The organism is Fodinibius sp. GM21 (genome assembly GCF_058386955.1).
This window is the reverse complement of record NZ_JBYEIQ010000004.1, coordinates 368888-391771: the sequence shown is the minus strand read 5'-3', so window position 1 is coordinate 391771 and position 22884 is coordinate 368888. Positions and strand designations below refer to the sequence as shown.

The window sequence follows — 22884 nt, the reverse complement described above, 5'->3', positions numbered from 1 at the left end:
CAACCTTCAATTTGTAACATTCAACCTTAAACCAAAACCATCAACAATTCTTATCTTCTACATCGGCCAAACATACGGAATCAAAATGATGAGAACCGACCACAAGGCAATTTGGAGGGGAAATCCAACTTTAAAAAAATCGGTAAATTTATAATTACCCGGGCCATACACCATCAAATTTGTTTGATAGCCGATAGGCGTTATTAGCGACATAGAAGCAGCCAACGTTATCCCAATAACTAATCCCCGCGCTTCAATACCTTGTGTTTCTGCAACAGATAAAGCGATGGGAAACATCAATGCTACAGCACCGTTATTTGTAATAAACTCCGTTAAAATTACTGTAATAATAACAACTCCTGCCAGAGTTGCTCGGGGTCCATAGGCACTGGTCAGCTCAACCATGCTTTCTCCAATAATTACGGCTGCTCCACTCACTTCCATCGCTTTCCCCAATCCCAATGCTGCACCAATCACAATTAAAACGGTCCAGTCTACTGACTTTCGGGCTTCTCCGGCTTCAATCACGTTAAAAGCCAACAGTACAGCCACACCCAAAATACCAGCCAAACCTATATGAAGCACTCCTCCCGCAACCAAACCAATAACCCCAAACAATACTGCTACCGACACATATAAATCTTTACCGCCCGGTCGCTCCTCCATTATTGCTTCAGGATCTCCGGGAGCTTCACCTCCAGCCTCACTGGTCAAGAAAAAGTCTTCGGTGTCTTCATGTGCTCCACGAAAACCGCGTCCGGTATCCAGTAAGAGAACATCACCCGGATGTAAGACAAATTTTCCCAATGGTTGATCAATTCGTTTTCCCCGCCTGCGAACACCTGTAACAGCAGCTCCGAAACGTTCCAGCAATTGGGCTTCACCGACAGTTGCTCCTACTAAGCGGGATCCTTCTTTTACCACCACCTGGTGCAGCTCACGATCTCTCTCATTTCGCCGAATCGTTCGTGGTGGCTGATAGGCCAACTTCAATCCCGGGTACCCTTCAAGCTCGGGGGTTTTTGCTGCGATGCCCCCTTTTGCAGCATAAAAAAGATGGTCTCCGGCACGCAGCTTTTCTTCATCCGGGACCGGAGCAATTTCTTGTTCGTTTCGATTTATTCGGGACAGATAAAATCCTGAAATCGTTGACAATCCCGCTTCCGAAACCGTTTTATCTACAACATTCGCCCCCTCTGCAATTTCCAGCTCAACCAGCAGCTTCCTGTTCTGCTCTTCCTCGTAACGGATATCACGCCGTGCAGGAGTAAGCTTTGGTGAAACAACGACCAAATATACTAACCCAACAATGGCACAGGGGACGCCTACCCAAGCCAATTCAAAAAATGAAAATCCTCTAAAACCATGACTCTCCAATAAACCATGCGTAATCAGGTTAGTACTTGTCCCAATCAAGGTACAAAGTCCACCCAGAATAGCTGCATAAGAAAGAGGTATCAAAAGTTTTGATACAGGGATATGATATTTCTTTGCCCAACTCCGTATCGCCGGAATCCCCATCGCTACAATAGGCGTGTTATTAAGAAAGGCAGAGTAAACCGAGACACTGGGACACAATCGCAACAGAATTCGTTGCACACTTCTGGTTTCCTGACCCAAAATAAAATTACTGGCCCTGTCCAGTGCTCCACTTTCACGCAATGCAGCCCCAATTACGTATAAACTTCCCAACGCCAGCAGCGTTGTATTGCCAAATCCCAGAAAAGCATCCTCCAAACTTAATACCCCACTGACGGTAACAATGGCCAGCCCGGTCAGTAATACAGCATCGGGACTCCATAAATCGATCGCCAGTGCCACAAAGGTAAGCACCAGCACCACTAATATGATAATTATGTCAACACTCATGAACGCTATAGTCAATTTCTAAAATAAATAATCCTATATAAGATAGAAGAACTCTGTGGATATGCTATTACAATTTAAAGTTTCCCTAAAACCGCACGCGTGCCTGCAGGCCGATCTCGCTGCGATGGTCTCCTTCAATCTGGTTTAATCCACTACCAATAACCTGTGTATCTTCATACACGGTAATACCGAATTTGGCCCAAAGCTCCAAATAATCGAACGGTTCGTAATTTAATAACACATACATTCGCTGTCCCTGGTCAAAAAACGACTGACTGGAAAAGACATACAGCAGATCATTTTCGAACTGGTAGACGCGTGTCGCAAAACTTTCGGTATCGAACATGGAAAGCCGGGTATCCAAACTGAACTCATCATTGATTCGCAATCGCAAATCCTGATACAGCAAATACCCATGCTCCGATTCTTCTCCGGCATGGCGGCTACGAACCAGCTCTCCTCTTGTACGCAGACGCACATTCTTGTTCACCCAATACTCCAAGTTCGCACGAAAACTGCTGCGTTGCGCGGTACCCAGCCTGCGCTGAGTTCGACCAAAAGAATCCAACATCTCATATTCATCATCCTCAATTTCGCTGCGCAGCTGCACGTAAAAATTAAGATTATCGGTCAAATCTATCTCTGTCTTAGCCAACCAGTCAAATCCCTGGGTAGGTTGGTTCGTGCCAAAACGTGCACTCGGAAATCGAAACTGATCGATATAGGTACTTAGCGTAACTTTTTCGCCAAAGACATGCCGCATCCCCAAATAGATACCCTCCTCGTTTTTGGGTTGACCGGATACCTCTCCAAAGCCATTCCCCAAAATAGATTGAAATTCTTTCTGATACTTACGATACGCAACCGTTATATCTGTATCGTCACCGAGACTACTTTCAACGCCGGCGATCAAGCCATAGCCCCCATTTTCACTTTGCGCTATCTCACCAAAAACGACCGCAGGTCCGGCCAAAAAAGTATAATCGAAGCCGTAAGCATAATTGGAAGTCCCCTCAAAATCGTACTGTGCATAGGTTTGATTACTGGCTGCGATATACTGATCGAAAGTCGTTTGGTAGCCGGTAGCCCCAATAATACCAAAAGGCAGCTCCAACTGAATATGTCCGCCATATAACCTCTGCTGCAAATTATCTTTCTGAAGAAATTCATTTTCGGTGCGATGATATCCATCCCTACCGGGAAATCGAGTAGTATCGGAACTTATTTCGCTTGCACTTCGCTTTCGGTCCGAGAAGAACCCCGTAAATTGAAGCTTCCCGCCGTAGGTTATAGCCGCACCGCGATAATAGTTTGTTTCCTGCGCTGATGTATAAGGCTTGATACCCCGACCATTGCGACTCACCGCTCCTACTACATTACTGCCTTTCCCAAAAGCAGCTCCGCTCCAAAGCACCAATCCCTGGCCAAAAGCGAGGCTATAATCTCCGCCCACCAACATCTGTAGATGGCCATTATTTTCAAGCGCCACATGCCATGTGCGATGATCAAATTGCAAGGGTCCCACAAGCTCTTCACCGGGATCTTTTTCCTGCGTCAAATTTATGGACAAGTGATCACTCTGATATCCCATGCGCTGATAATATTTAATCGGGCTGCCGATATAACCTCCCTCCTGTGGAGGCTGCTGATATCCCCTTCCTTCTTGCAGGTCCCGCTGGAAACGCGAAAACATCTGAAACTCACCTCCGGATGTCCAGTATCGCGGATTAGTATAGAGCGTTCTCCCCAACTCCAGTCCGCTCCCCACCGTTACATAAGGTCGCAACTGCTCCAGCGTTACGCGTCCGATGCCCGATACCTCATCCAACTCCTCTATGGTTTCAAATGGTTTTACCTTGGATCGGTATTCGATAATGCCGCGGGCAAGCTTAAGATTTAATCCCGGTATCTGAAGCAATGTCTTTACGCTGGCATTGTTAATGTTGACGGGATTTTCTGCCAGTTCCTGCAGAAACTGAGTCATCTGTTCGCTGTCAAATTCGGGGTCGCCGGGATCAAAGTTTTCAATGGCATCTTCAAGATCATCCTGCACCTCAGAGCGGGTAGTATCCTGCTGCTGTGCCAGCACGACTGCCGGCAAGAGAACAAAAAAACCCGATATGATCAGTGTAACGGTGCGCATCACCAGGTAATTTTAAAATCGATGGCAGGACTATATCCCAGCACGCTATTTTCATGACGTTGCACGGCAATATTCACCGCCCAAAAATCCCCACTGTACCCAAATCCTCCGGCAAAAGTACGGGACTCGACCGTAATGCCTGCACGCACCACTAAATTTCTGATAACTACTACCTCTATCCCACCGCGATACGAAATAGGAAACTGCACATCCTTGACTACATCGCTGGTAAACAATGCGATATCGGACAATTGATATGACAAGCCGATACTCAGCTCCCGGGGCAACTTTTCATTATTCTTTGATCCATACTCCGGCTGATTAATGTTCGTGGCCTTGGCTCCAATCCATAAATCAGATACAATGGGAGCCGCCAATCCCACATCAACGCCAAGCGCACCTGCCGATCCGTACCCACCCCCAAACGCAACGTGGCTATAATTGAAAATAGCCCCGAAATGGAATCCGGCAAAAGAATTTTTGTATCCCAGTCGCAGCCTGTTCTCATTAAAACGGTCGTCTCCATAGCGATGGGCTCCCACTCCCAAAACACCAACGTTTGTTGGGAAAGATCCCGCAAAGGCCATGTCTGTTATATCCGAAAATCCAAAATAGCGAACTCCAAAAAACGACACCGATCGTTGATCTTCCGACATCAGTGCAGGATTGCCAAACATAGACCAATCGGTACCCTGTAGAGCCGATGTCGCTTGTCCGAGGGCTATCTCTCTTGCTCCTATTACTGCTTGAGCTTGCACAGATGAGCAAACTCCCGTAATAAAAATCAACCCAACACTAAATAATATGACTCTATACCTGTGTAAATGTAATAGCTTTCGTATCATACGATAAATAGACTCTCTGATGATTTTAAGTAATCTATAAATTCAAAATGAATTTTTCCTCTTTAAATTGGTTTACCGGAATTTTATTGGGAATTCTCCTAATAATTAGTGGTTCCCGGCAATTGTTTGCACAGGAAATTGATGCGAATGTTACCATCGATCGAAGTCAATTAAGTAGCACTTCGCTGAACTATCTTGATAACCTTCCTCAGCAAATTGAAGCATACATCAATCAGCATGAGTGGACCAACACAAACTTCAATGAAAATGAGCGCATAAAAATGTCTCTGCAGATAAATTTATTATCCGTAGAGAATTACAATTTTGAGGCACAGATTATTGTCCGATCTCAACGCCCGATTTATAACACCACTCGCAATACCGCCATTTTCCTGTTTAATGATCAGGAATGGAATTTTGAATATACCCCCAACCGTTCTTTCCTGCACGACGAACTGCAGTTTGATCCGCTTACCAGTCTCCTCGACTTTTACGTTTATACTGTTTTAGGTTATGATTTCGACACCTTCGAAAAGCTGGGCGGTACACAATACTATCAACAGGCACAGAATATTGTATCCCTTGCACAAACAACCCCCGCAATAGGATGGTCGCGCAGCAGCAACCAACGTAACAGAACCCAATTGCTTTCCAATCTTCTGCAAACCAACTTTGAGCCATTTCGTACTGCCCTTTATCAATATCACAGAAAAGGAATTGATCAGTTTTTGAATAGTCCCGAACAAGCACGAGATCAAATTTTGTCGGCATTAAAGAAAATTCAGCAAGCACAACGACAGACTTCATCTGATTTACTCTTTGATACCTTTTTTAATGCCAAATACCGCGAAATAACATCCATCTTTGAAGATGCCGAACCTGATGTAAGGCTGGAAGCCTATAACTTATTATCCAATGTTGATCAGGGCCATCTCAGTGAATATCAAAAGTTGCAATAACTAACGCTTTATCATTGCTATTTAAGACTTCAAGCACTTTTTTATGGATAGCGGTATACACATGGCGAGCTGCTGAACATTTAATCTCAGGTTTTGTATATTCTCAGCCTGATGAGTTACAATCTTTTTCCATTCTAACCGAAAATATTTTCATCGTATGAAATTTTACGTCTGTATTAAACAAGTTCCCGATGTAGATGCACCCATCCAAATTAAAGATGGCAACCTGATTCAAGATACCGATCGCATGGTGCTGAATGCCTATGACGCTTCGGCCGTTGAGGAGGCTCTGGTACTCACCGAGGAACACGGCGGAGAAGTGGAAGTGGTGCTGGTTGGCCCCGAGAAAGCAAAAGAAACCATTCGCAAAGCACTTGCGATGGGGGCTGATAAGGCTACCCATATCACTACGGAAGATGATGTTGATTATGATTCTGCAGTATATGCTAAAATTCTGGCCTCCTTTTTTGAAGATAAGGAATACGACGTAATCTCATGCGGCAAGCAATCACAAGATACGGATGCAGGACTGGCCGGCAGCATGCTGGCTCAACACCTTGATCTGCCCTATGCCACCAACGCTGTTGGACTTTCTATGGAGGACGATGAACTGGTGGTAAAACGTCAGGGCGATTCGGGACAGGAAATCATTGGACTTCCCCAGCCCTGTCTGGTAACCTGCTCAAATGATATGAATGAGCCGCGGATCCCCAGCCTAAAAGGTATTATGCAGTCGAAGCGCAAGCCGATGGAAACCATTGCCCTTTCGGATATGAACGTTGATGAATCGGCCCTTTCTGCGAAAACCAAAGTAACCGGTTACATGGAAAAACCGGAACGCGAACCGGGGCAAAAGTTTGAAGGAGAACCTGAAGAGCTGGCGCAGAAAGTAGCTAAACTGCTCGATGAAGAAGAAAACGTGATTTAAGTAAGTGAGCTGGCAGACGTAAAAAGGCAAATTCATCTCATAATTTCCGTCTGCCCTTCTAATCACAATGGCTAAAAGTAATGAAATTCAATAGTTAAAAATATTCCTTAAAACAATGAGTACACTACTAACCCACATCGCAGTAAGTGACGGAAAAATTAAACGGGCATCGCTGGAAGTATTATCTCGGATGACTCAACTGGCTGAGGCTAACGGACACTCTTCCGAGGCAGTTATTGTTGATCCCAATGCTTCTGATTACGTTGAAGAAGTTCAAAAATATGGTGCGTCTACTATTTACACGATAGAAGATCCCATTTTTGAGAACCACAAAAACACTCCACTCCTTAAGGCACTTTCGAAGGTAATGGATGAAGCCGATCCCTTTATTTTCGGCTTTGGATCAACAGAAGGCACCAAAGATATTCTGGGCGCTCTCGCGGCCAATCAAGATGCGGCTGTTCTCTCGGATGTTTCTGAATTCGAATTGACCGACGATGGAATTGAAGCTACCCGTCCGGTAATGGCGGCAAAAATTCTTTCAGACAATAAAGCCTCCGGTGATAACATTCTGGTCTCTGTGCGGTCGGGCTCTTACGACCTGAATGAATCTCCAACCGAAGCTGAAGTTGTTGATATCGATTTTAGCTTTGATGAGGACGAGCTCAAAGCTACACTGCGAGAAATTATTGGTGCTTCCGGTGACAAAATCGATCTCTCCGAAGCAGAAACAATTATTGCTGCCGGTCGCGGTGCCAAAGATGATGAAGGACAGGAATTGATTGAGGAGTTAGCCTCGGTACTAAACGCTGCACTTGGTGCTTCACGTGCTCTCACCGAAGCAGGAATCATGGATCCAAGCCTGCAAATCGGTCAAACCGGAAAAGTCGTTTCGCCACAACTTTATATTGCGGTCGGAATTTCGGGAGCGATACAGCACGTTGCAGGTATGGCAAACAGTAAGGTCATTGTTGCTATTAATAAAGATCCCGATGCCCCTATTTTCGATATTGCCGATTACGGAATTGTCGGCGACCTCTACAAGGTGTTACCACCTTTTATTGAAGAACTGAAAAAGATCAAAGGATAGAAATTTCAAGTTTTAAATGTTGAATTGTCGATGAACAAAGCAAATCAACATTCAAAATTAATTATTCAATATTTATTATGATGGACGAAAAGTTTGACTGTATTATTGTTGGGGCGGGAATTGCCGGTCTCGCAGCAGCCATGACGCTGGCACGCAACAACATGAAATTTCTACTCATCGAAAAAGGCGAATTTGCCGGATCTAAAAATGTCTCCGGCGGTGTATTATGGGGCAGTGATCTGGCCAAGCTCGTCCCCAATTACTGGGAGGAGGAAGACGGCGGCTGGGAGCGGTTTATCAACCACCGGCGGCTTACCTTCATGGATGATCAGTCAACTTTTTCGATTGATTTTAAGTCATCTCACTTCAATGAAACGCCCTACTCCGGTGTGGTGGTCCTGCGCTCCAAGTTTGACCGCTGGCTGGCCGGAAAAGTTCAGGATGCTATCGATGAAAGCGACTATGCCATGGAATCGTTCATCGCCACCAATATCAAGGTGGATGAAATCCTGATGGAAGATGATAAAGCGGTGGGCATCCGCACAGGCGATGAAGAGTTTCATGCCGACAGCGTCATCATTTCGGAGGGCGTCAATAATTTACTTACGCGCCAGGTGGGCTTGCAGGATGATTATGTGCCCGCCGATCACATGCTGACCGGCATTAAGGAGGTCATCCGCTACGACCAGAAAGTACTGGAAGATCGCTTTCAGTTGAATGGACTCAGCGGCATGTCGAATGAGTTTGTCGGCTTTGCCACCGACGGCGTCGAGGGCGGTGGCTTTCTCTACACCAACCGTGATACCATTTCTCTGGGTTTGGTGGCTGGCATCAAGGATATGCGCGAAAAAGAAAAAAGTCCACATGATTTGTTGAATACCTTTAAAGACCACCCCGTAATTCAAGATACGATTCAAGGCGGGGAAGTCGTTGAATATTCGGCGCACGTGGTTTCGTCTGGCGACAAGCGCGTGATGCCGAAAGAACTCTATAAAGATGGCGTACTGCTCTGTGGCGAAGCGGCGAACTTACTCATGAATGCCGGAAAAGCGATCCAGGGTATGGATTATGCGATGCGATCGGGGATTCTGGGAGCAGAAACAATTATTAAAGCAAAAGAGCGTGATGACTTCACGAGCAATACGCTCAAGGAGTACAAGCAGGCGCTTGCGGAAAGCTATGTCATGAAGGACATCAATAGCTTCCAGGATGCCGTTCACATGCTGCACAACCCAACGATGTACCAGGATGTACCAAACCTGATTTGTGACTTCGGACGCAAGTTCTTTACTATTGACAACGAACCGACGAAGAAATCGCGGAAGCTAATGAGTGAATCCATCAAAAAGCATTCTTCGTATTGGGAGCTTATGAAAATCGGATTTAAAGGCGCTAAATCGTTATAGGATTTGAAATATAACTATGTGTCATCCTGAATTTATTTCAGGATCTGAATCTAAATATTTTATAGATTCTGAAACGAGTTCAGAATGACACGGTGTTTAAAATGTTAAGTTTTTATTTTTCGCATTATGAAATTAATGGATCTTACAGAACGACTGGGACTGGTTAGCTATCGCAACCAGGCAAAATCAGATATTAAGCCCCATATTGAGGTAGATACGGATATCTGTAACTCAACCTGTCCGCATAAATGTACCACTTATGTTTGTCCGGCCAACTGCTATACCATGGATGAAGACGGCCAGGTGCACTTTCAGGTCGAAGACTGCATCGAATGCGGTACGTGCATGTATGCCTGTGATCAAGGCGCTGTAGACTGGAATTACCCAGATCCGGAGATTGGTCGCGGTGTTACCTGGAATTTCGGGTAGATTTTGTATTCACAACGCATAGTGCAGCATTGATATTTACAGACTGCACCTTGCTATTTGCTGCGACGTAACGAATTAGGTAAGTCACCTTAATAAAAAAGGCCTTCTGGTATTCGGAAGGCCTTTTTATTTAAACTTTATTCGGGATTATTAATCTCCAGCAGGTTTCAGCTCTATTTTTATAGAGTCTCCGTTTTCACTTACAGTAATATCCTTTTCCCAGTCTTCATATCCTTCCGAAGAGGCTTTAAGGGTATATGATCCGGGTTCAACTGAATCAAACGAAAAAGAACCATCTGCATCAGATCTCGTTTCCATATTTAACCCTTCTAACATAATTTGCACACCGGAGATAGCATCCTGCGTATATGCATCAACAACCTTTCCGGATAAACTTGCTTGTGATTGCTCTTGAGCAATAGCCTCAGTTGAAAACATCGCTAAACCTATTATTAGAATTAGCGCTGACAAAAGAGTCTTGTGTTTAAACATAACGTCCTCACGATTTTCTTAATGAAATTTATGCTAACCTTGATCAGTCAACTTTCACTCAATTTTACTATAACTCTTGCTTATTTGTTCCGATAAACGAATTCATAAATTGATGTTTTCATTATACTTACCACCCAAATATTTAATGCATATCAATTCATCTTAGTAGTAAAATACACCGCCTACAGTTTCTGCTTTTTATAAAAACGGTTTATCAAAATTTTTCTATTTTAATAGAGAGAAAAATTCCAACCTTATTCATTAATTCCATCTTATGAGTACTGACGTATTAAAAGGACCTACTGAGCTTAGTTTTGAACTTTCTGAAGAACAACAACTCATCAGAGACAGTATTAAGGATTTTGTCGAGCGACATGTTAAACCAGGCGTAAAAGAGCGCGACGCCAGCAAAGAATTTCCACACGACCTTGTTAAACAATTAGCCGAACAGGGATTTATGGGGATGGTTCATCCCGAAAAATACGGTGGCGGTGGAGTGGGACACGTCAGCTTTTGTCTGGCCATTGAAGAGATTGCCCGATGGGATGCTTCTCTGGCTTTAACGGTAGCCTCGCATACCTCACTGGCATCGGGACATATTGCTCTGGCAGCCAACAAATCCCAAAAAGAAAAGTATTTGACGCCCCTTGCTAAAGGTGAAAAGTTAGGTGCCTGGTGTCTGACGGAACCCGGATCGGGCAGTGATGCTTCGGGAATGAAAACGACGGCCATCAAAAAAGGCGATAAATACATTCTCAACGGTACCAAGATTTTTATCACACAGGGTTCGGTGGGGGATATATATGTAGTTTTGGCTAAAACAGATCCCGATAAAGGAACGAAGGGAATTAGCGCATTTATTGTTGAAGGCGAATGGGATGGCGTTGAATCCGGCGGAAAAATGGAAAAACTTGGAATGAATTCCAGCGATACAACCGAAGTCATCTTTGAGGATGTGGAGGTGCCCGCAGAAAACCTGCTCGGTGAACTGGGCCGCGGCTTTGTAGATACGATGAAAGTGCTCGACGGCGGACGTATTGGCATTGGTGCTCTATCCGTAGGTATTGCTCGCGGAGCCCTTGAAGAATCCCTGAAATATTCGGGCGAACGCAAACAGTTTGGCTCACCCATTGGCGATTTCCAGGCTATTGAAACCAAAATAGCCAACATGGCTACTGAAGTGGATGCCGCTCGTATGCTGGTCCACCGCGCGGCCTGGTTAAAAGATCAAGGTAAGCCCTTCACCAAGGAAGTGTCCATGGCTAAATTATTTGCCTCGGAATTAGCGGTGAGAGCAGCAGATGAGGCCGTGCAAATTCACGGCGGCTACGGCTACATCAAGGAATATCACGTGGAGCGCTTCATGCGTGATGCCAAGCTGATGACCATCGGAGAAGGAACCTCGGAGGTGCAACGGATGATAATTGCCCGTGAACTCAAAAAAGAATTCTGGGGATAATTACTGTTGAAAGTAAACAAGTTGGAGGTTGAATGTTTAAAATCTTCAACTTGAAACCTGAAACTTTCAACCATATCGCTTACTTTCGATAAAAGAAAATATCACCAACAATTATTACCTCATGGCCAGTAACAGCTTTAACATTGATGACCCCTTTCAGTTTGAATCCGAGCTCCCCGAAGATGATCGCATGATCATGGAAACAGCTCGTGATTATGCCCAGAGCAAATTAGAACCGCGTGCACTTAAGGGAAATCAGGAAGAGTATTTCGATAAGGATATCGCCACCGAAATGGGCGATCTGGGGCTTCTCGGCTCCTACCTTCCACCGGAATTTGGAGGAGTTGATGCCAGCCAAACGGCTTATGGACTCATTGCCCGGGAAGTAGAGCGCGTAGATTCGGGCTATCGCTCGTTTATGTCGGTGCAGTCGTCGCTGGTGATGCTGCCCATCTTTGAGTTTGGTACGGATGAGCAAAAAGAGCGATTTTTGCCAAAACTGGCCACCGGCGAACTCATCGGCTGCTTTGGACTTACCGAACCCGATCACGGTTCTGATCCCGGCTCGATGTCTACCACTGCTGTAAAAACTGATGGCGGCTGGATCCTGAACGGAGCCAAAATGTGGATAACGAATTCTCCCATTGCTGATGTAGGTATCGTCTGGGCAAAGGCAAAAGAAAACAAGGACGACGAGGGAGAGATACGCGGGTTTATTGTAACCAAGGATATGGATGGATACAGTGCGCCATCTACCAAACACAAAATGTCACTCCGCGCTTCTGAAACGGGCGAAATGGTTTTTGAAGATGTCTTTGTCCCTGATGAAAATGCGTTTCCCGATATCCGCGGGCTCAAAGGGCCGTTTACTTGTCTGAATTCTGCGCGATACGGCATTGCTTGGGGTACGGTGGGCGCTGCGGAATTCTGCTACCAGAAAGCGCGTGAATATGTTCTCGACCGCAAGCAGTTTGGGTATCCCATTGGAGCCAACCAGCTGCCCCAAACCAAGTTGGCCAATATGCTGACGGATATCACGAAAATGCAATTGCTTGCATGGCGACTGGGCAAGCTTAAAGATGAGGGACGTTCTCATCACTCGATGGTATCACTGGCAAAACGAAATAACTGTGGAACCGCTTTGGAGATTGCACGTATTGCCCGCGATATGCACGGTGCTAACGGTATTACCGGAGAATACCGGGTAATTCATCACGTGATGAACCTTGAATCCGTAAACACCTACGAAGGCACCTACGATATTCATGGCCTTATTTTAGGACGCGAAATTACTGATATTCAGGCGTTCGTGCCGCGTGGTAACGATATGCCCTAAATCTAATTCAATTCTATTAAATCCCCTGATAGGGTACCAAGCCCTGTCAGGGTTTTATTTTCTCAGCTTGAAGCTGCTTTCTCAATAGCTTCGTTTATATCACTTTGGCTATCCTCCAGCTTCTTTCGCTGATGAACAACCTCTCCTTCTTTGTTTAGCACCGTAATCATGTTGGAGTGCGTAAAATCCGTATCGCTCACGCGTTTATACTTTACGCCCAGAAGTGCTGCAATTTCCAACACATCGCCATTGCCACCGTTAAGCAGGGTCCACTTTTCTTCGGATAAATTGTTCTCATTGGCAAAAATTTTCAGGCGATCCGGCGTGTCCCGCTCCGGGTCAATAGAAATAATCGTAAAGTGCGTTTGCGCTGCGACCTCGTTTCCCAGGTTATCTTTAACACGTTGCATATCGGCCAAAATACGGGGACAGGCGTGCTCACAATGCGTATAAACCATTGCTACCACCTGCACCTTTCCGCGTAGCTTATTTAGCTGCAATTCCTCACCATGACGATTTTTCCACGTACTGTTGACATTATAAATAGATTCTTCCGAAGGCTCCGCCGCATCCATCTGCATATTTGAATGGACATTATGATTACTTGCGGATGCATTCGCTTGGGAAGATTTATCAGCTTCCTTCCCATTCCCTGAACAACCAATTATCATAAATACCAGTATTGCTACAACAGAAAATCTCATAATCATATATTTATTCTTTATCCTTGGCACAGCGAAATCCCAGGTTCCCTACTGAAAAGTCGGCCTCGAGGCTTCCCCGAAATGCATAGCGCAAAAAAGCGGCGTAATTACCTTTATCCGAATCCGCGGCTGCCGAACTCCCTGCAGCACAATAAAACTGTTTAAGCTCTCCCTGGTCGGAACGCGACTCACCGGTAATAAAGACCGTATTAAAATCCTGAACCCACTCCCAGGCCAATCCATGCATATCATATACTCCGTGATAGTTCGGGACTTCCTGTCCTACCGGAGGCATTGTTTTGGGATTGGGTCGGCTGTACCAATTCAGAATTTTTTGTACAAAGTCCTCATCTCGACTGGCCAATGGCTTGGTTGCGCTGGCTGAAGCCACATACTCCCACTCATCCAGCGTAGGCAGCCGCTTCCCCTTCCATTTAGCATAGGCACGGGCCGCGAACCAGGTCACATTCGTCACGGGTGCATTGGGATTGATATCTCCCAATTCTAATGCGCCCTTCCAGTGGCGAAGATAATCTTCATCCGCAAACACACTTTTAACCTCGGACCGTCGCCATTTTTCTTTTTCCCTGACGAATTCCAGAAATTCAGCATTCGTTACCAGATGGGTATCCAAATAAAAAGATTGCACTTCCACGCTATCACCCGATGAGCTATAAAATGGCATGTACGTTCCCTCTTCAATAGAGACCATCCCCTCCGGCTGTGCATCAACCGAAAGAGATAATCCCAGAAATAATATCAAAAAAGAAACAGTGAATAATCGCATTTAAGTTGTCTTTTATTCAACCGGACCTTGCTCACGCACGCGCTCGACATCCTTGGGTGTTATTTCCCCACCGGAGTTGTCAAAGTTGTTAAGGACGTACGTAATTACATTCGCGACCTCCTCGTTGGTTAGATTCTGTCGCGGCATTACCCCATCATAACTTTCTCCATTAACCGTAATTTCTCCAGATAAACCATGAACCACCGCACTAATTCCCCGATCAGGATTTTCATTGAGGTAATCTGACTCTACCAATGGCGGGAATGCACCCTCAATACCGGAGCCATCCTGCATGTGACAAGACTGACAAACAGAAGAATAGACCTCCTTACCGCGCTCGATCCGCTCTTCCATTGTCTCAGCAGCGGGCTCTATACGTTTCTCCTGCGGAATGGTCTGCACTGCTCCGCCTTCCGGCTGATATACGCGGTCCAATTGCTGACCGGTATAGACATTTTCATCCTCTTCACCGGAAACGGCCAGCGTAGCAAGCGCGCCTTTGTTAAAGGCACGGAATATAGCGTGATCCACCAGGATATAATCGCCCGGCACTTCGGTTTCGAATTCCACTATCGCAGATCCGCCTGCGGGGACTGAGGTCGTTTGTACGTTTTCCTGTATGCGATCGCCTCCCTCGTAATGTACCCTGTCAAAAATTTCTCCGATTACATGGAACGAAGAAGTCAAATTAGGACCACCATTTCCAACAAAAAGGCGCACATCATCACCGGGTTTGGAAGTGATAGCGTTATCACCGGTCGTTGATCCAACTGATCCGTTAAATACCACGTATTCCGGATCTTCTTTAATGGCCCGATCCATATCGAAAGGCTGTAATCCGCGTTCACCGTAATCACCCTCGGTGTAAAACTCACTCTGCATGATGTAATATTCTTGATCCACTTCGGAAAGGCCTTCTGCAGGCTCAATCAGGATCAGTCCGTACATGCCGTTGGCAATGTGCATTCCCACGGGAGCCGTGGCACAATGATACACATACAGCCCCGGATTCAAGGCTCGGAACGTAAATACGGTTTCACGTCCTGGTGCGGTAAAGGTCGATTCTGCGCCCCCACCCGGACCGTTTACCGCATGCAGGTCGATATTATGGGGCAGTTTGTTGTCGGGATGATTTTTGAGATGGAACTCGATCATATCCCCTTCGCGCGCTCGAATAAATTTTCCCGGCACTTCTCCGCCAAACGTCCACATCGTATACGTAACGCCATCGGCCAGGCGTTTTTCTTCTTCGGTAACCTCCATGTTCACAATCAGCTTTGTGGCGTGATCTCGATCAATGGGCGGCGGCACGTTGGGTGGAAGCGTTAGTTCGGCTTCTTCTTCCTCAACAATTTCAGCGGTTTCCGGATTAAAATCATTATTCGAAGAGCAGCTCAATACCAGCCCTGTTAAAAATAACATCACACCCATACCTTTTCTAAATAGCATATCCATCCCTGATTTAATTCTCGATTATTTTCTGAATGGAGAGCGGCAATAGCATTCTTATCGAATGCAATCATATCCCTCTAACAATCTATTTAACACATTACCTCAATCCATTGGTAGCAATATTGTTAAAAACACAGAAACTTTAAAATAGCTTCGTATCAAACCAACTTGAAATCTATGCCCATCGCAGCCGCATTCCGTTCAGGATGACCGCCATTACTGAAAGCTCGTGAATGAGCATGCCGCCCGCCATGTGCACCGATCCCATAAATACGCCCGCCAGTAATGCCGCCACGGTGACGAGCGCGACCACTACATTTTGACGAATATTGCGCAACGTCTTTTTAGATAGGGACAGCGCCTCCGGAATTTTCATCAGATCGTCACTCATTAGCGCCAAATCCGCCGTTTCAATAGCTACATCTGTACCGGCCGCTCCCATAGCAATACCTAGATCAGCTGCCGCCAACGCAGGCGCATCATTGATCCCATCACCGGTCATCGCTATCTTGTGTCCTTCTTCCTGAAGTTTCTTCACTACTTCCAATTTATCTTCGGGCAGCATGCGCGCGTGGACTTCATCAATGCCTACGGCCTCAGCGATGTTTTCTGCCGTTTCAGATGAATCCCCAGTGATCATCAAGACCCGTTCTACTCCAAAATTTCGTAATTTTTGGATCATCTGTGGGGCATCGGGACGCATAGTATCCATAATGCCCAAAGCTCCGATCAGTTCACCGTTTAATGCCACTGACACCACCGTTCTGCCGGACTCTGCCAGCTTCTCTATTTCTTCCGCAGCCTGATCATCCATGCTGACGCCCTGTTCTCGGATAAATTCCAGCCGTCCGACCAAAATATGATCGGCGTTGTATTCTGCTTCGATCCCCTGTCCGGTATGAGCAGTAAATCGATCGGCTTCGGCTATCTTATCACTGTCATTGGTGGCCTCCAAAATGGCATCGGCCAGCGGATGTTCTGAGGCTGATTCCGCAATCGAGGCCCAACGCAAAATCTCTTGCTGCTCACTGGAAAATGATTCTTTATCATTTCCATCAATAGTTTTCGAGATGATTGACATTGAATCATCCTCATACGTTCCTTCAACTGAGACGGCAGCCGATCTAAAACTCAAAACATCCGTTACTTTTGGATTTCCCTCGGTTAGCGTGCCGGTTTTATCCAGGGCTATCGCCGTAATCTTGCCGGCATTTTCGAGGTATTCCCCTCCTTTGATGAGGATCCCCTTTTTCGCGGCACGACCGATGCCCGTAATGATTGAAATAGGTGTAGAAATAACGAGCGCGCCGGGACAACCAATCACAAGCAGCGTTAAAGCCAGCTCGAGATCCCGGGTAAACACAAACGAGCTAATACTCAAGATCACTATACCAGGCGTGTACCAGGTCGCAAATCGTTCGATAAATCGCTGGGTAGGTGCTTTCTCCTCCTGGGCTTCCTCCACGCGACGGATAATTTTAGCCAGGGTTGTATCCCCACCGGCATGGGTGGCACGCACTTTAATACTCCCGTTTCGGTTGATGGTCCCGGCATACACCTCGTCATCTTCCTGCTTTTCAGCCGGCATCGATTCTCCTGTGACCATGCTTTCATCCACCGTCGTATGACCACTTACCACGACACCGTCCACCGGAATTTTTCCGCCCGGCTTTACCAGGATCAGCGAACCCGACTGCACCTCCCGCGCCGGAATTTCTTGTTGACCGTCATCCTGTATTACAATGGCGGTTTCGGGAGCCATATCGATGAGCTCTTTAAGCGTGCTTCGGGTTTTGCTGAGCGTCCGCGCTTCGAGCCATCCCCCCAACAGAAACAGAAAGGTCACCGCTGCCGACTCCCAAAACACGCCAATTACAAGCCCCCCAACAGCCGCAATGCTTACCAGCAGTTCAATATTCGTATGCCTATTCTTAAGCCCCTGCCAGGCGCGACTCGCAATATCGTAGCCGGCCAGCAGGGTGGCCGTAATCATCAAAGCATTAAAAATGACCGGGGCACTCAAAAGCCATTCAGCCGACCAGCCCATCCCAATAAACAGGCCGCTTGCAACCAGCAACAGCTTCTTTCGGCTTGTGGGATTTCTAATTTTCTGCTTTAATCGATTTAATAATCTCATCATGCTCACCTGCTAACCTTAAAATTGTGATACTTTTGCTTCGTATCCTGTGCTCTGAATAGCATCAATCAAATCCTGTTCAGAAACGGTATCCGCGTGGTGTTCCACTTCAATCCGTCCGGTGTTAAAATGGACTTTAGCATTCTCAATGCCATCCATATTATTCAAGGTTGATTGGATATTGCTGACACAGGATGGACAGCTTAATTCGTCGCTTCGCAGTATTGTTTTAGTCAGTGATTCCATAACATCTTCGTTTTTGGAGATTGAATTTTGCTGATTAATTTCCCACTCCGTGTGCCGGTCCCGCTTGGATGGCTTCGTACAGGCTGTGGACATACACAATATACCGCACGTAGGCATCCACCGCTTCACGTCCTGACTTAACACTCTCCTCTTTCTTACCCTGGGCTTCAATTGCCTGTTGATGCAGCTCCGTAACTTTTTCTTTAATCTCTCTGGAAAGTAACGCGGCTACCGGTTCTACATCACCTGACTCCAGAGCCTCTTCAGCGACGGCAATATCTTCGGGGTTGGACTGGGCCGGTTTCAATCCGGTATAGGGCATGCCTTCGGCCTCTCGATGCAGTCGTACGGTGGTCTCCATGAAATAGCGTTCGGCTAATTTTTTAGATTCTCCGCCCTGAGCATAAACCTCTTTTGTTTGCTCAAATGCAGATTTAAGTTCCTCGGCTTGCTTTTCGGTCACCCAGATGAGCGCGTGACTTACGTCGCCGGTTTCCAGGGCTTTTCGGGCATCTACTGCCACCGGACCATTGACCCGATCGCAGTGCGCCTCGGCCTGTTGTGGGAGTGATAATCCCGTTAAAAAGAAAAGTGCTATGAGTGCTGATAGTTTTACTGTTTTTAGTTGTAACATAATGATCTCCGTTTATTGTCATTGGTTTCTGTGCCCAATGTAACGGAGGCCCACCTGCACTAAAATGAGCTGGCTCAATTAAGGGAGGATTTATTTACTTCCGGGAAAAGTGGCTTTGCTGTACTCTAACCTGGCTACTCTTTGGCGATATCGGCAAGGCGATTCTCATCACATATAGCAACCCATTGGCGACCGGTTTTAATGATCTCCTGATCCTGAAAGTCACTCATAATTCGGCTGGCGGTCTCAGCAGATGTCCCGGCCATGTCCGCCAAATCTTTGCGGGACAGGGGAAGCTGCAAAAGCAATCCATGCGTGCTCTGTTCCCCGAATTTTTCGGCCAGCATCCCCAAGATATGTGCAATACGTTTTTTAACGGTGAGCGTGGTAAGATGACGAATTTTTTCCTGGGATGACTGCAGTCGGTCAGCCGTAATATCGAGGACGGCCACCGCGACTTCCGGATAGTCGTTAAGCAGCGATCGGAAATTTGTCATCCGAATGGAAAGGATGCAGACATCGGTCTGGGCTCGAGCGGTCTCAGAGTAAACGACTTTGCCTGTGGTAGAAAGGTTCCCAAAGTATTCGCCCGGCTGAAGCATATCCAGCAGTACATCTTTGCCCTCCATGGTATGGCGCACCAGCTTTACAGCACCATGGACCACCACCCGCAGCATCGTCGCCCGTTCATCCTGGTGATAAATGGTTTCATCTGCGTGGTGATGTGCGGCACTAAATTGCTGATTGATATCTTCGAGTGCTTCCTGATCCAACCCGGCGAAAAAGGGAACCATGCTCAGCTTTTGCAGTCGGAGGTCAACCGAGCAACGGTGGGTGTCAAGCGAAAAATCTTTGAGCGGGGTGGTTTTGCGGCCGGCCATAATTCAGGCTTACGATTTTATCTCTAATACAAGGTAATATTAAAACCGAAGGCCAGTATTAAAAATGTGACCGCCAGAGCGATGCGGTAATATCCAAAGTGACGGAATCCATACGAATCCACGATTTTCAAGAATCCCTTAACCGCAATCCAGGCAAAAATAAAGGAAAATACGCTTCCCAGCCCCAGCAACACAAATTGCTCCATAGATATTCCTGAGGCCGTTTTTAATAGATCATATCCGGTTGCGGCGGCCATGGTGGGTATCGCCAATAGAAAAGAAAACTCGGTCGCCTGACGCTCGTTATAGCCGATAGCCGCACCGCCGATAATTGTAGCAGCAGCCCGAGAGGTACCGGGAATGAGCGCAAAACACTGGGCAATTCCGATCATCAGGGCACTCTTGGTGGAGATATCTTCAAGCTCCTTGTATTGTGTTTCTCGATTTCGAGTCCACTTGTCGAGCCAGATGAGGACAAGTCCACCCAAAATAAGCATTACGCTTACCACTACGGTATTAAACAGCACTGCTTTAATGGCGTCATAAAACAGCAATCCCACCACCGACACCGGAATAAAAGCCCAGAACAACTTGTAATAAAGTTGCAATCCGGCAAACAGTTTATCGCGGTACATCACCACGATGGCCAGCACTGCCGAAAGCTGGATGGAGATCTCAAATGTTTTGAGAAACTCGGTATTTTCTATCCCAATAAGATGGGAAGCCAGGATCATGTGTCCTGTTGAAGAGATCGGTAAAAACTCAGTGATCCCCTCAATAATACTCAAGATGATAACTTCAATAATGCTCATGCTGCCAATATTTGGATGGGAAAGAGGTTTTCGGTTTGAATCCTAATACACCAACAATTACATGCCCGGCCAAGCGGACCACGGAATGCGGAGCAGAATCAGGAATAATCCCAGGCCGTAAAAAATGAGAATCTTTTTGTAGCGGGCTGCGTCATCATCGCCACTTTTGGCCTTGGAATAGCCAATGGTAATCAGCACGATACCGATAATCATGGTCAGCGGGTGCTCGAGCAAATACAGGCGCGACATGGCATCACCCATCGCATCCCCGGAAAACATGACGTTGGGAGAGATAAAATAAAGCACCAGACCGATGAGGAGCTGCGTGTGAGCGGCGATTAATCCCACTAAAGAAAATTTACGCGCACCCTCGGTAAATGGCTTTTTGTTGATGAAATTAACCAATGCATAGCCAATAACGCCCACTAAAATAAGCAGTACCAGATAGGCAAGGCCGGAATGCAGATGTTGGAAACCGGTGTACATATTAAATAAGATTTAAGTGGTTGGATTTATGAGGCTCAATGATACGAAACTGCCGTTGAAACAGAAACTTAAATAAGATCAATTCATAATAGCGATGACTTTTTCAAAAGGTTTCAGCCATTGACGGGTTTATCTCCTATAAGTAATTTTATAGATGCCGCAAACGCTTTCGGATTATCCGGTGAAATCACAATTTCGCCCTCTTTGGTTGTGAGTACAACCGTTTTATCGCGATGGGTCACATAGGCTTTGTAATTTTTGAGGATGCTATTTCGAAAATAACCGACGTAGCCAAACAGTCCGCCAATGCCGAATGTCCGCACCGACCCGGTCATGGCATGGGGCTTGAATTCTACATTTTTAACCTCTGATAAATCGATATCCTTCGACCATCCGAGGCGTAGAATTTTGAGTTGCCCATCTTCTAAATGATATCCAAAAATACCAAAGCCGAGCGCGCCCAGAATAATCGACCATGTTATAAGGGTGGAAAGTATGCCTGGCGAATAGTAATCGAGTCCCAGAAGCAGTATCGTGATTCCGCTCGTCATCAGGATCAGAAGCCAATCCCACGGGGCTTTGAATGTTTTTCTGACCTCTTCCATGGCATCCTAATTAAGTTGTTATTCTCCCAGCGCTTTATTCACCGCCGGTTTTACTTCGGTGGCAAAAAGCTCAATCGATTTGAGCAGCTTCTTATGCGGGATAGATCCTACGCTCATCTGCAGCAAAAAGCGATCGTGACCAAAAATTTCGTGCTGGAACAGCACTTTGTCAATAATTTCCTGCGGATCGCCCACGGCATTTGCTCCACGCAGCGTCCGGGAGGCCTCAAATTTATCGCGCGTCATCGGAGGCCAGCCGCGCTCTTTTCCAATTTTATCCATAGTAACCTTGAATGCGGGAAAAGCAATATCGGCCGCCTCTTTGGAATCTTCAGCGATAAATCCATGGGAATTGATGCTCAGCTTTGGCTCTTCATGACCATTTTCCTCGGCTCCTCTTTGGTGGATATCCGCCAATTGTTTAAACTGCTCGGGCTGTCCGCCAATAATGCCCAGCGCCATCGGCAAGCCCAGCGCCCCGGCCTGATAAGCAGACTTCGGCGTACCACCCACGGCTCTCCACACGGGAATCTGATCCTGATACGGCTGCGGATAGACGCCTCGGTTGTCAATATCAGCACGATGTTTGCCGTTCCAGGTAATGGTTTCACTTTCGCGTAGCTTAAGCAATAGCTCCAGTTTCTCTTCAAACAACTCCTCGTAATCCTGCAGATCGTAGCCAAAAAGCGGGAAGGACTCCACAAACGAACCACGTCCCACCATAATCTCGGCCCGCCCTTTCGAAAGCTGATCGATGGTCGCAAATTGCTGGTAGGCTCGAACCGGATCTTCCGATCCCAGTACGGTTACGGCGCTGCTTAGTTTAATTTGGTCAGTTCGCTCCGCGGCGGCCGCTAAAATGGTGGTTGGTGATGAGGACAGATATTCCTCACGGTGATGCTCTCCGATGCCAAATAGATCAAGTCCGGCTTCATCGGCCAACTCAATTTCTTCCATCAGATTTTCAAGGCGTTCAGCGGGCGTAAGCATCCTATCCAATTCGGGATGCGGAGTATTTTCAACAAAGGTATATAAGCCAAATTCCATGGATAATCTTCTAAAACTCTATTTACTTTAATGTTAAAGTTCATCCTTCGGAGGTGTAACGAAAAATGATCTATTCAAATTCCAATATACTTAACCGACACTATTATTTTGTAATTTGCCGTTTGCCACGATATTTG

At 46.3% G+C, this 22884-nt stretch carries 22 protein-coding genes; 7 read left to right on the top strand and 15 right to left on the bottom strand.

Annotated elements, in window-relative coordinates:
- Positions 1–57: 57 nt before the first annotated feature.
- The 3 genes from ACT3IB_RS12055 to ACT3IB_RS12045 all read right to left on the bottom strand — a co-directional run bounded on the left by ACT3IB_RS12055 (position 58) and on the right by ACT3IB_RS12045 (position 4770).
- Complete coding sequence (locus tag ACT3IB_RS12055; protein ID WP_491539272.1) at positions 58–1869, bottom strand: SLC13 family permease; 1812 nt, start codon at positions 1867–1869, stop codon at positions 58–60.
- A gap of 85 nt (positions 1870–1954) precedes the next feature.
- Complete coding sequence (locus tag ACT3IB_RS12050) at positions 1955–4012, bottom strand: helix-hairpin-helix domain-containing protein (RefSeq protein WP_491539271.1); 2058 nt, start codon at positions 4010–4012, stop codon at positions 1955–1957.
- Positions 4012–4770 carry a PorV/PorQ family protein gene (locus ACT3IB_RS12045; RefSeq protein ID WP_491539270.1) on the bottom strand — a complete coding sequence of 253 codons (759 nt, stop codon included), beginning with the start codon at positions 4768–4770 and terminating at the stop codon, positions 4012–4014. The genes ACT3IB_RS12050 and ACT3IB_RS12045 overlap by 1 nt, the downstream gene beginning before the upstream one ends.
- A gap of 134 nt (positions 4771–4904) precedes the next feature.
- Between ACT3IB_RS12045 and porD the strand changes: the two genes are divergently transcribed.
- From porD to ACT3IB_RS12020, 5 genes are all read left to right on the top strand, one after another.
- A complete protein-coding gene (gene porD, locus ACT3IB_RS12040; RefSeq protein WP_491539269.1) occupies positions 4905–5816 on the top strand; it encodes a type IX secretion system protein PorD in 912 nt (303 codons plus the stop codon).
- A 157-nt stretch (positions 5817–5973) separates the two neighbouring features.
- Positions 5974–6744, top strand: coding sequence for an electron transfer flavoprotein subunit beta/FixA family protein (locus tag ACT3IB_RS12035; RefSeq protein WP_491539268.1), 771 nt, complete (start codon positions 5974–5976; stop codon positions 6742–6744).
- Between the two features lie 115 nt (positions 6745–6859).
- Positions 6860–7834 carry an electron transfer flavoprotein subunit alpha/FixB family protein gene (locus tag ACT3IB_RS12030; RefSeq protein WP_491539267.1) on the top strand — a complete coding sequence of 325 codons (975 nt, stop codon included), beginning with the start codon at positions 6860–6862 and terminating at the stop codon, positions 7832–7834.
- A gap of 77 nt (positions 7835–7911) precedes the next feature.
- On the top strand, positions 7912–9240 hold the full coding sequence (locus tag ACT3IB_RS12025; RefSeq protein ID WP_491539266.1) for an FAD-dependent oxidoreductase: 1329 nt from the start codon (positions 7912–7914) through the stop codon (positions 9238–9240).
- A gap of 135 nt (positions 9241–9375) precedes the next feature.
- Positions 9376–9669: a ferredoxin family protein gene (locus tag ACT3IB_RS12020; protein ID WP_491539265.1), complete on the top strand. Its 294-nt coding sequence runs from the start codon at positions 9376–9378 to the stop codon at positions 9667–9669.
- Positions 9670–9819: 150 nt separating this feature from the next.
- Here ACT3IB_RS12020 and ACT3IB_RS12015 read toward each other — a convergent pair whose 3' ends face one another.
- Complete coding sequence (locus ACT3IB_RS12015) at positions 9820–10107, bottom strand: carboxypeptidase-like regulatory domain-containing protein (RefSeq protein WP_491539264.1); 288 nt, start codon at positions 10105–10107, stop codon at positions 9820–9822.
- Positions 10108–10435: 328 nt separating this feature from the next.
- Here ACT3IB_RS12015 and ACT3IB_RS12010 point away from each other — a divergent pair, with 328 nt between their 5' ends.
- Together ACT3IB_RS12010 and ACT3IB_RS12005 are read left to right on the top strand one after the other, a co-directional pair.
- Positions 10436–11620 carry an acyl-CoA dehydrogenase family protein gene (locus tag ACT3IB_RS12010; RefSeq protein WP_491539263.1) on the top strand — a complete coding sequence of 395 codons (1185 nt, stop codon included), beginning with the start codon at positions 10436–10438 and terminating at the stop codon, positions 11618–11620.
- 121 nt (positions 11621–11741) lie between these two features.
- Positions 11742–12956 carry an acyl-CoA dehydrogenase gene (locus ACT3IB_RS12005; protein ID WP_491539262.1) on the top strand — a complete coding sequence of 405 codons (1215 nt, stop codon included), beginning with the start codon at positions 11742–11744 and terminating at the stop codon, positions 12954–12956.
- A 62-nt stretch (positions 12957–13018) separates the two neighbouring features.
- On the opposite strand, the gene ACT3IB_RS12000 is transcribed toward ACT3IB_RS12005, so the two are convergent.
- The 11 genes from ACT3IB_RS12000 to ACT3IB_RS11950 all read right to left on the bottom strand — a co-directional run bounded on the left by ACT3IB_RS12000 (position 13019) and on the right by ACT3IB_RS11950 (position 22747).
- Positions 13019–13660, bottom strand: a complete 642-nt coding sequence (locus ACT3IB_RS12000; protein ID WP_491539261.1) for an SCO family protein — start codon at positions 13658–13660, stop codon at positions 13019–13021.
- Positions 13661–13670: 10 nt separating this feature from the next.
- Positions 13671–14447, bottom strand: a complete 777-nt coding sequence (locus ACT3IB_RS11995) for a formylglycine-generating enzyme family protein (RefSeq protein ID WP_491539260.1) — start codon at positions 14445–14447, stop codon at positions 13671–13673.
- A 12-nt stretch (positions 14448–14459) separates the two neighbouring features.
- Positions 14460–15896 carry a copper-containing nitrite reductase gene (gene nirK / locus ACT3IB_RS11990; protein WP_491539259.1) on the bottom strand — a complete coding sequence of 479 codons (1437 nt, stop codon included), beginning with the start codon at positions 15894–15896 and terminating at the stop codon, positions 14460–14462.
- A 178-nt stretch (positions 15897–16074) separates the two neighbouring features.
- Positions 16075–18036, bottom strand: coding sequence for a heavy metal translocating P-type ATPase (locus ACT3IB_RS11985; RefSeq protein WP_491539447.1), 1962 nt, complete (start codon positions 18034–18036; stop codon positions 16075–16077).
- Positions 18037–18054: 18 nt separating this feature from the next.
- Positions 18055–18282, bottom strand: coding sequence for a heavy-metal-associated domain-containing protein (locus tag ACT3IB_RS11980; RefSeq protein WP_491539258.1), 228 nt, complete (start codon positions 18280–18282; stop codon positions 18055–18057).
- 34 nt (positions 18283–18316) lie between these two features.
- Positions 18317–18916 (bottom strand): DUF6448 family protein, encoded by a 600-nt coding sequence (locus ACT3IB_RS11975; protein WP_491539257.1) that lies wholly within the window; start codon positions 18914–18916, stop codon positions 18317–18319.
- A 134-nt stretch (positions 18917–19050) separates the two neighbouring features.
- Positions 19051–19797: a Crp/Fnr family transcriptional regulator gene (locus ACT3IB_RS11970; protein ID WP_491539256.1), complete on the bottom strand. Its 747-nt coding sequence runs from the start codon at positions 19795–19797 to the stop codon at positions 19051–19053.
- 23 nt (positions 19798–19820) lie between these two features.
- Positions 19821–20609, bottom strand: coding sequence for an undecaprenyl-diphosphate phosphatase (locus ACT3IB_RS11965; RefSeq protein WP_491539255.1), 789 nt, complete (start codon positions 20607–20609; stop codon positions 19821–19823).
- 57 nt (positions 20610–20666) lie between these two features.
- A complete protein-coding gene (locus ACT3IB_RS11960; RefSeq protein ID WP_491539254.1) occupies positions 20667–21095 on the bottom strand; it encodes a hypothetical protein in 429 nt (142 codons plus the stop codon).
- A gap of 113 nt (positions 21096–21208) precedes the next feature.
- Positions 21209–21700, bottom strand: a complete 492-nt coding sequence (locus ACT3IB_RS11955) for a PH domain-containing protein (protein ID WP_491539253.1) — start codon at positions 21698–21700, stop codon at positions 21209–21211.
- Positions 21701–21718: 18 nt separating this feature from the next.
- Positions 21719–22747: an Atu2307/SP_0267 family LLM class monooxygenase gene (locus tag ACT3IB_RS11950; RefSeq protein ID WP_491539252.1), complete on the bottom strand. Its 1029-nt coding sequence runs from the start codon at positions 22745–22747 to the stop codon at positions 21719–21721.
- Positions 22748–22884 lie beyond the last annotated feature (137 nt).

Bases quoted from the DNA above. Each gene is read 5' to 3' on its own strand.
- nirK (WP_491539259.1), bottom strand. From the start codon at position 15,896: ATGCTATTTAGAAAAGGTATGGGTGTGATGTTATTTTTAACAGGGCTG.
- ACT3IB_RS12050 (WP_491539271.1), bottom strand. From the start codon at position 4,012: ATGCGCACCGTTACACTGATCATATCGGGTTTTTTTGTTCTCTTGCCG.
- ACT3IB_RS12015 (WP_491539264.1), bottom strand. From the start codon at position 10,107: ATGTTTTCAACTGAGGCTATTGCTCAAGAGCAATCACAAGCAAGTTTA.
- ACT3IB_RS11985 (WP_491539447.1), bottom strand. From the start codon at position 18,036: ATGAGATTATTAAATCGATTAAAGCAGAAAATTAGAAATCCCACAAGC.
- ACT3IB_RS12020 (WP_491539265.1), top strand. From the start codon at position 9,376: ATGGATCTTACAGAACGACTGGGACTGGTTAGCTATCGCAACCAGGCA.
- ACT3IB_RS11975 (WP_491539257.1), bottom strand. From the start codon at position 18,916: ATGTTACAACTAAAAACAGTAAAACTATCAGCACTCATAGCACTTTTC.
- ACT3IB_RS11950 (WP_491539252.1), bottom strand. From the start codon at position 22,747: ATGGAATTTGGCTTATATACCTTTGTTGAAAATACTCCGCATCCCGAA.
- ACT3IB_RS11955 (WP_491539253.1), bottom strand. From the start codon at position 21,700: ATGGAAGAGGTCAGAAAAACATTCAAAGCCCCGTGGGATTGGCTTCTG.
- ACT3IB_RS11995 (WP_491539260.1), bottom strand. From the start codon at position 14,447: ATGCGATTATTCACTGTTTCTTTTTTGATATTATTTCTGGGATTATCT.
- ACT3IB_RS11980 (WP_491539258.1), bottom strand. From the start codon at position 18,282: ATGGAATCACTGACTAAAACAATACTGCGAAGCGACGAATTAAGCTGT.
- ACT3IB_RS11960 (WP_491539254.1), bottom strand. From the start codon at position 21,095: ATGTACACCGGTTTCCAACATCTGCATTCCGGCCTTGCCTATCTGGTA.
- ACT3IB_RS12055 (WP_491539272.1), bottom strand. From the start codon at position 1,869: ATGAGTGTTGACATAATTATCATATTAGTGGTGCTGGTGCTTACCTTT.
- ACT3IB_RS11970 (WP_491539256.1), bottom strand. From the start codon at position 19,797: ATGGCCGGCCGCAAAACCACCCCGCTCAAAGATTTTTCGCTTGACACC.
- ACT3IB_RS12005 (WP_491539262.1), top strand. From the start codon at position 11,742: ATGGCCAGTAACAGCTTTAACATTGATGACCCCTTTCAGTTTGAATCC.
- porD (WP_491539269.1), top strand. From the start codon at position 4,905: ATGAATTTTTCCTCTTTAAATTGGTTTACCGGAATTTTATTGGGAATT.
- ACT3IB_RS11965 (WP_491539255.1), bottom strand. From the start codon at position 20,609: ATGAGCATTATTGAAGTTATCATCTTGAGTATTATTGAGGGGATCACT.
- ACT3IB_RS12035 (WP_491539268.1), top strand. From the start codon at position 5,974: ATGAAATTTTACGTCTGTATTAAACAAGTTCCCGATGTAGATGCACCC.
- ACT3IB_RS12010 (WP_491539263.1), top strand. From the start codon at position 10,436: ATGAGTACTGACGTATTAAAAGGACCTACTGAGCTTAGTTTTGAACTT.
- ACT3IB_RS12000 (WP_491539261.1), bottom strand. From the start codon at position 13,660: ATGAGATTTTCTGTTGTAGCAATACTGGTATTTATGATAATTGGTTGT.
- ACT3IB_RS12025 (WP_491539266.1), top strand. From the start codon at position 7,912: ATGATGGACGAAAAGTTTGACTGTATTATTGTTGGGGCGGGAATTGCC.
- ACT3IB_RS12030 (WP_491539267.1), top strand. From the start codon at position 6,860: ATGAGTACACTACTAACCCACATCGCAGTAAGTGACGGAAAAATTAAA.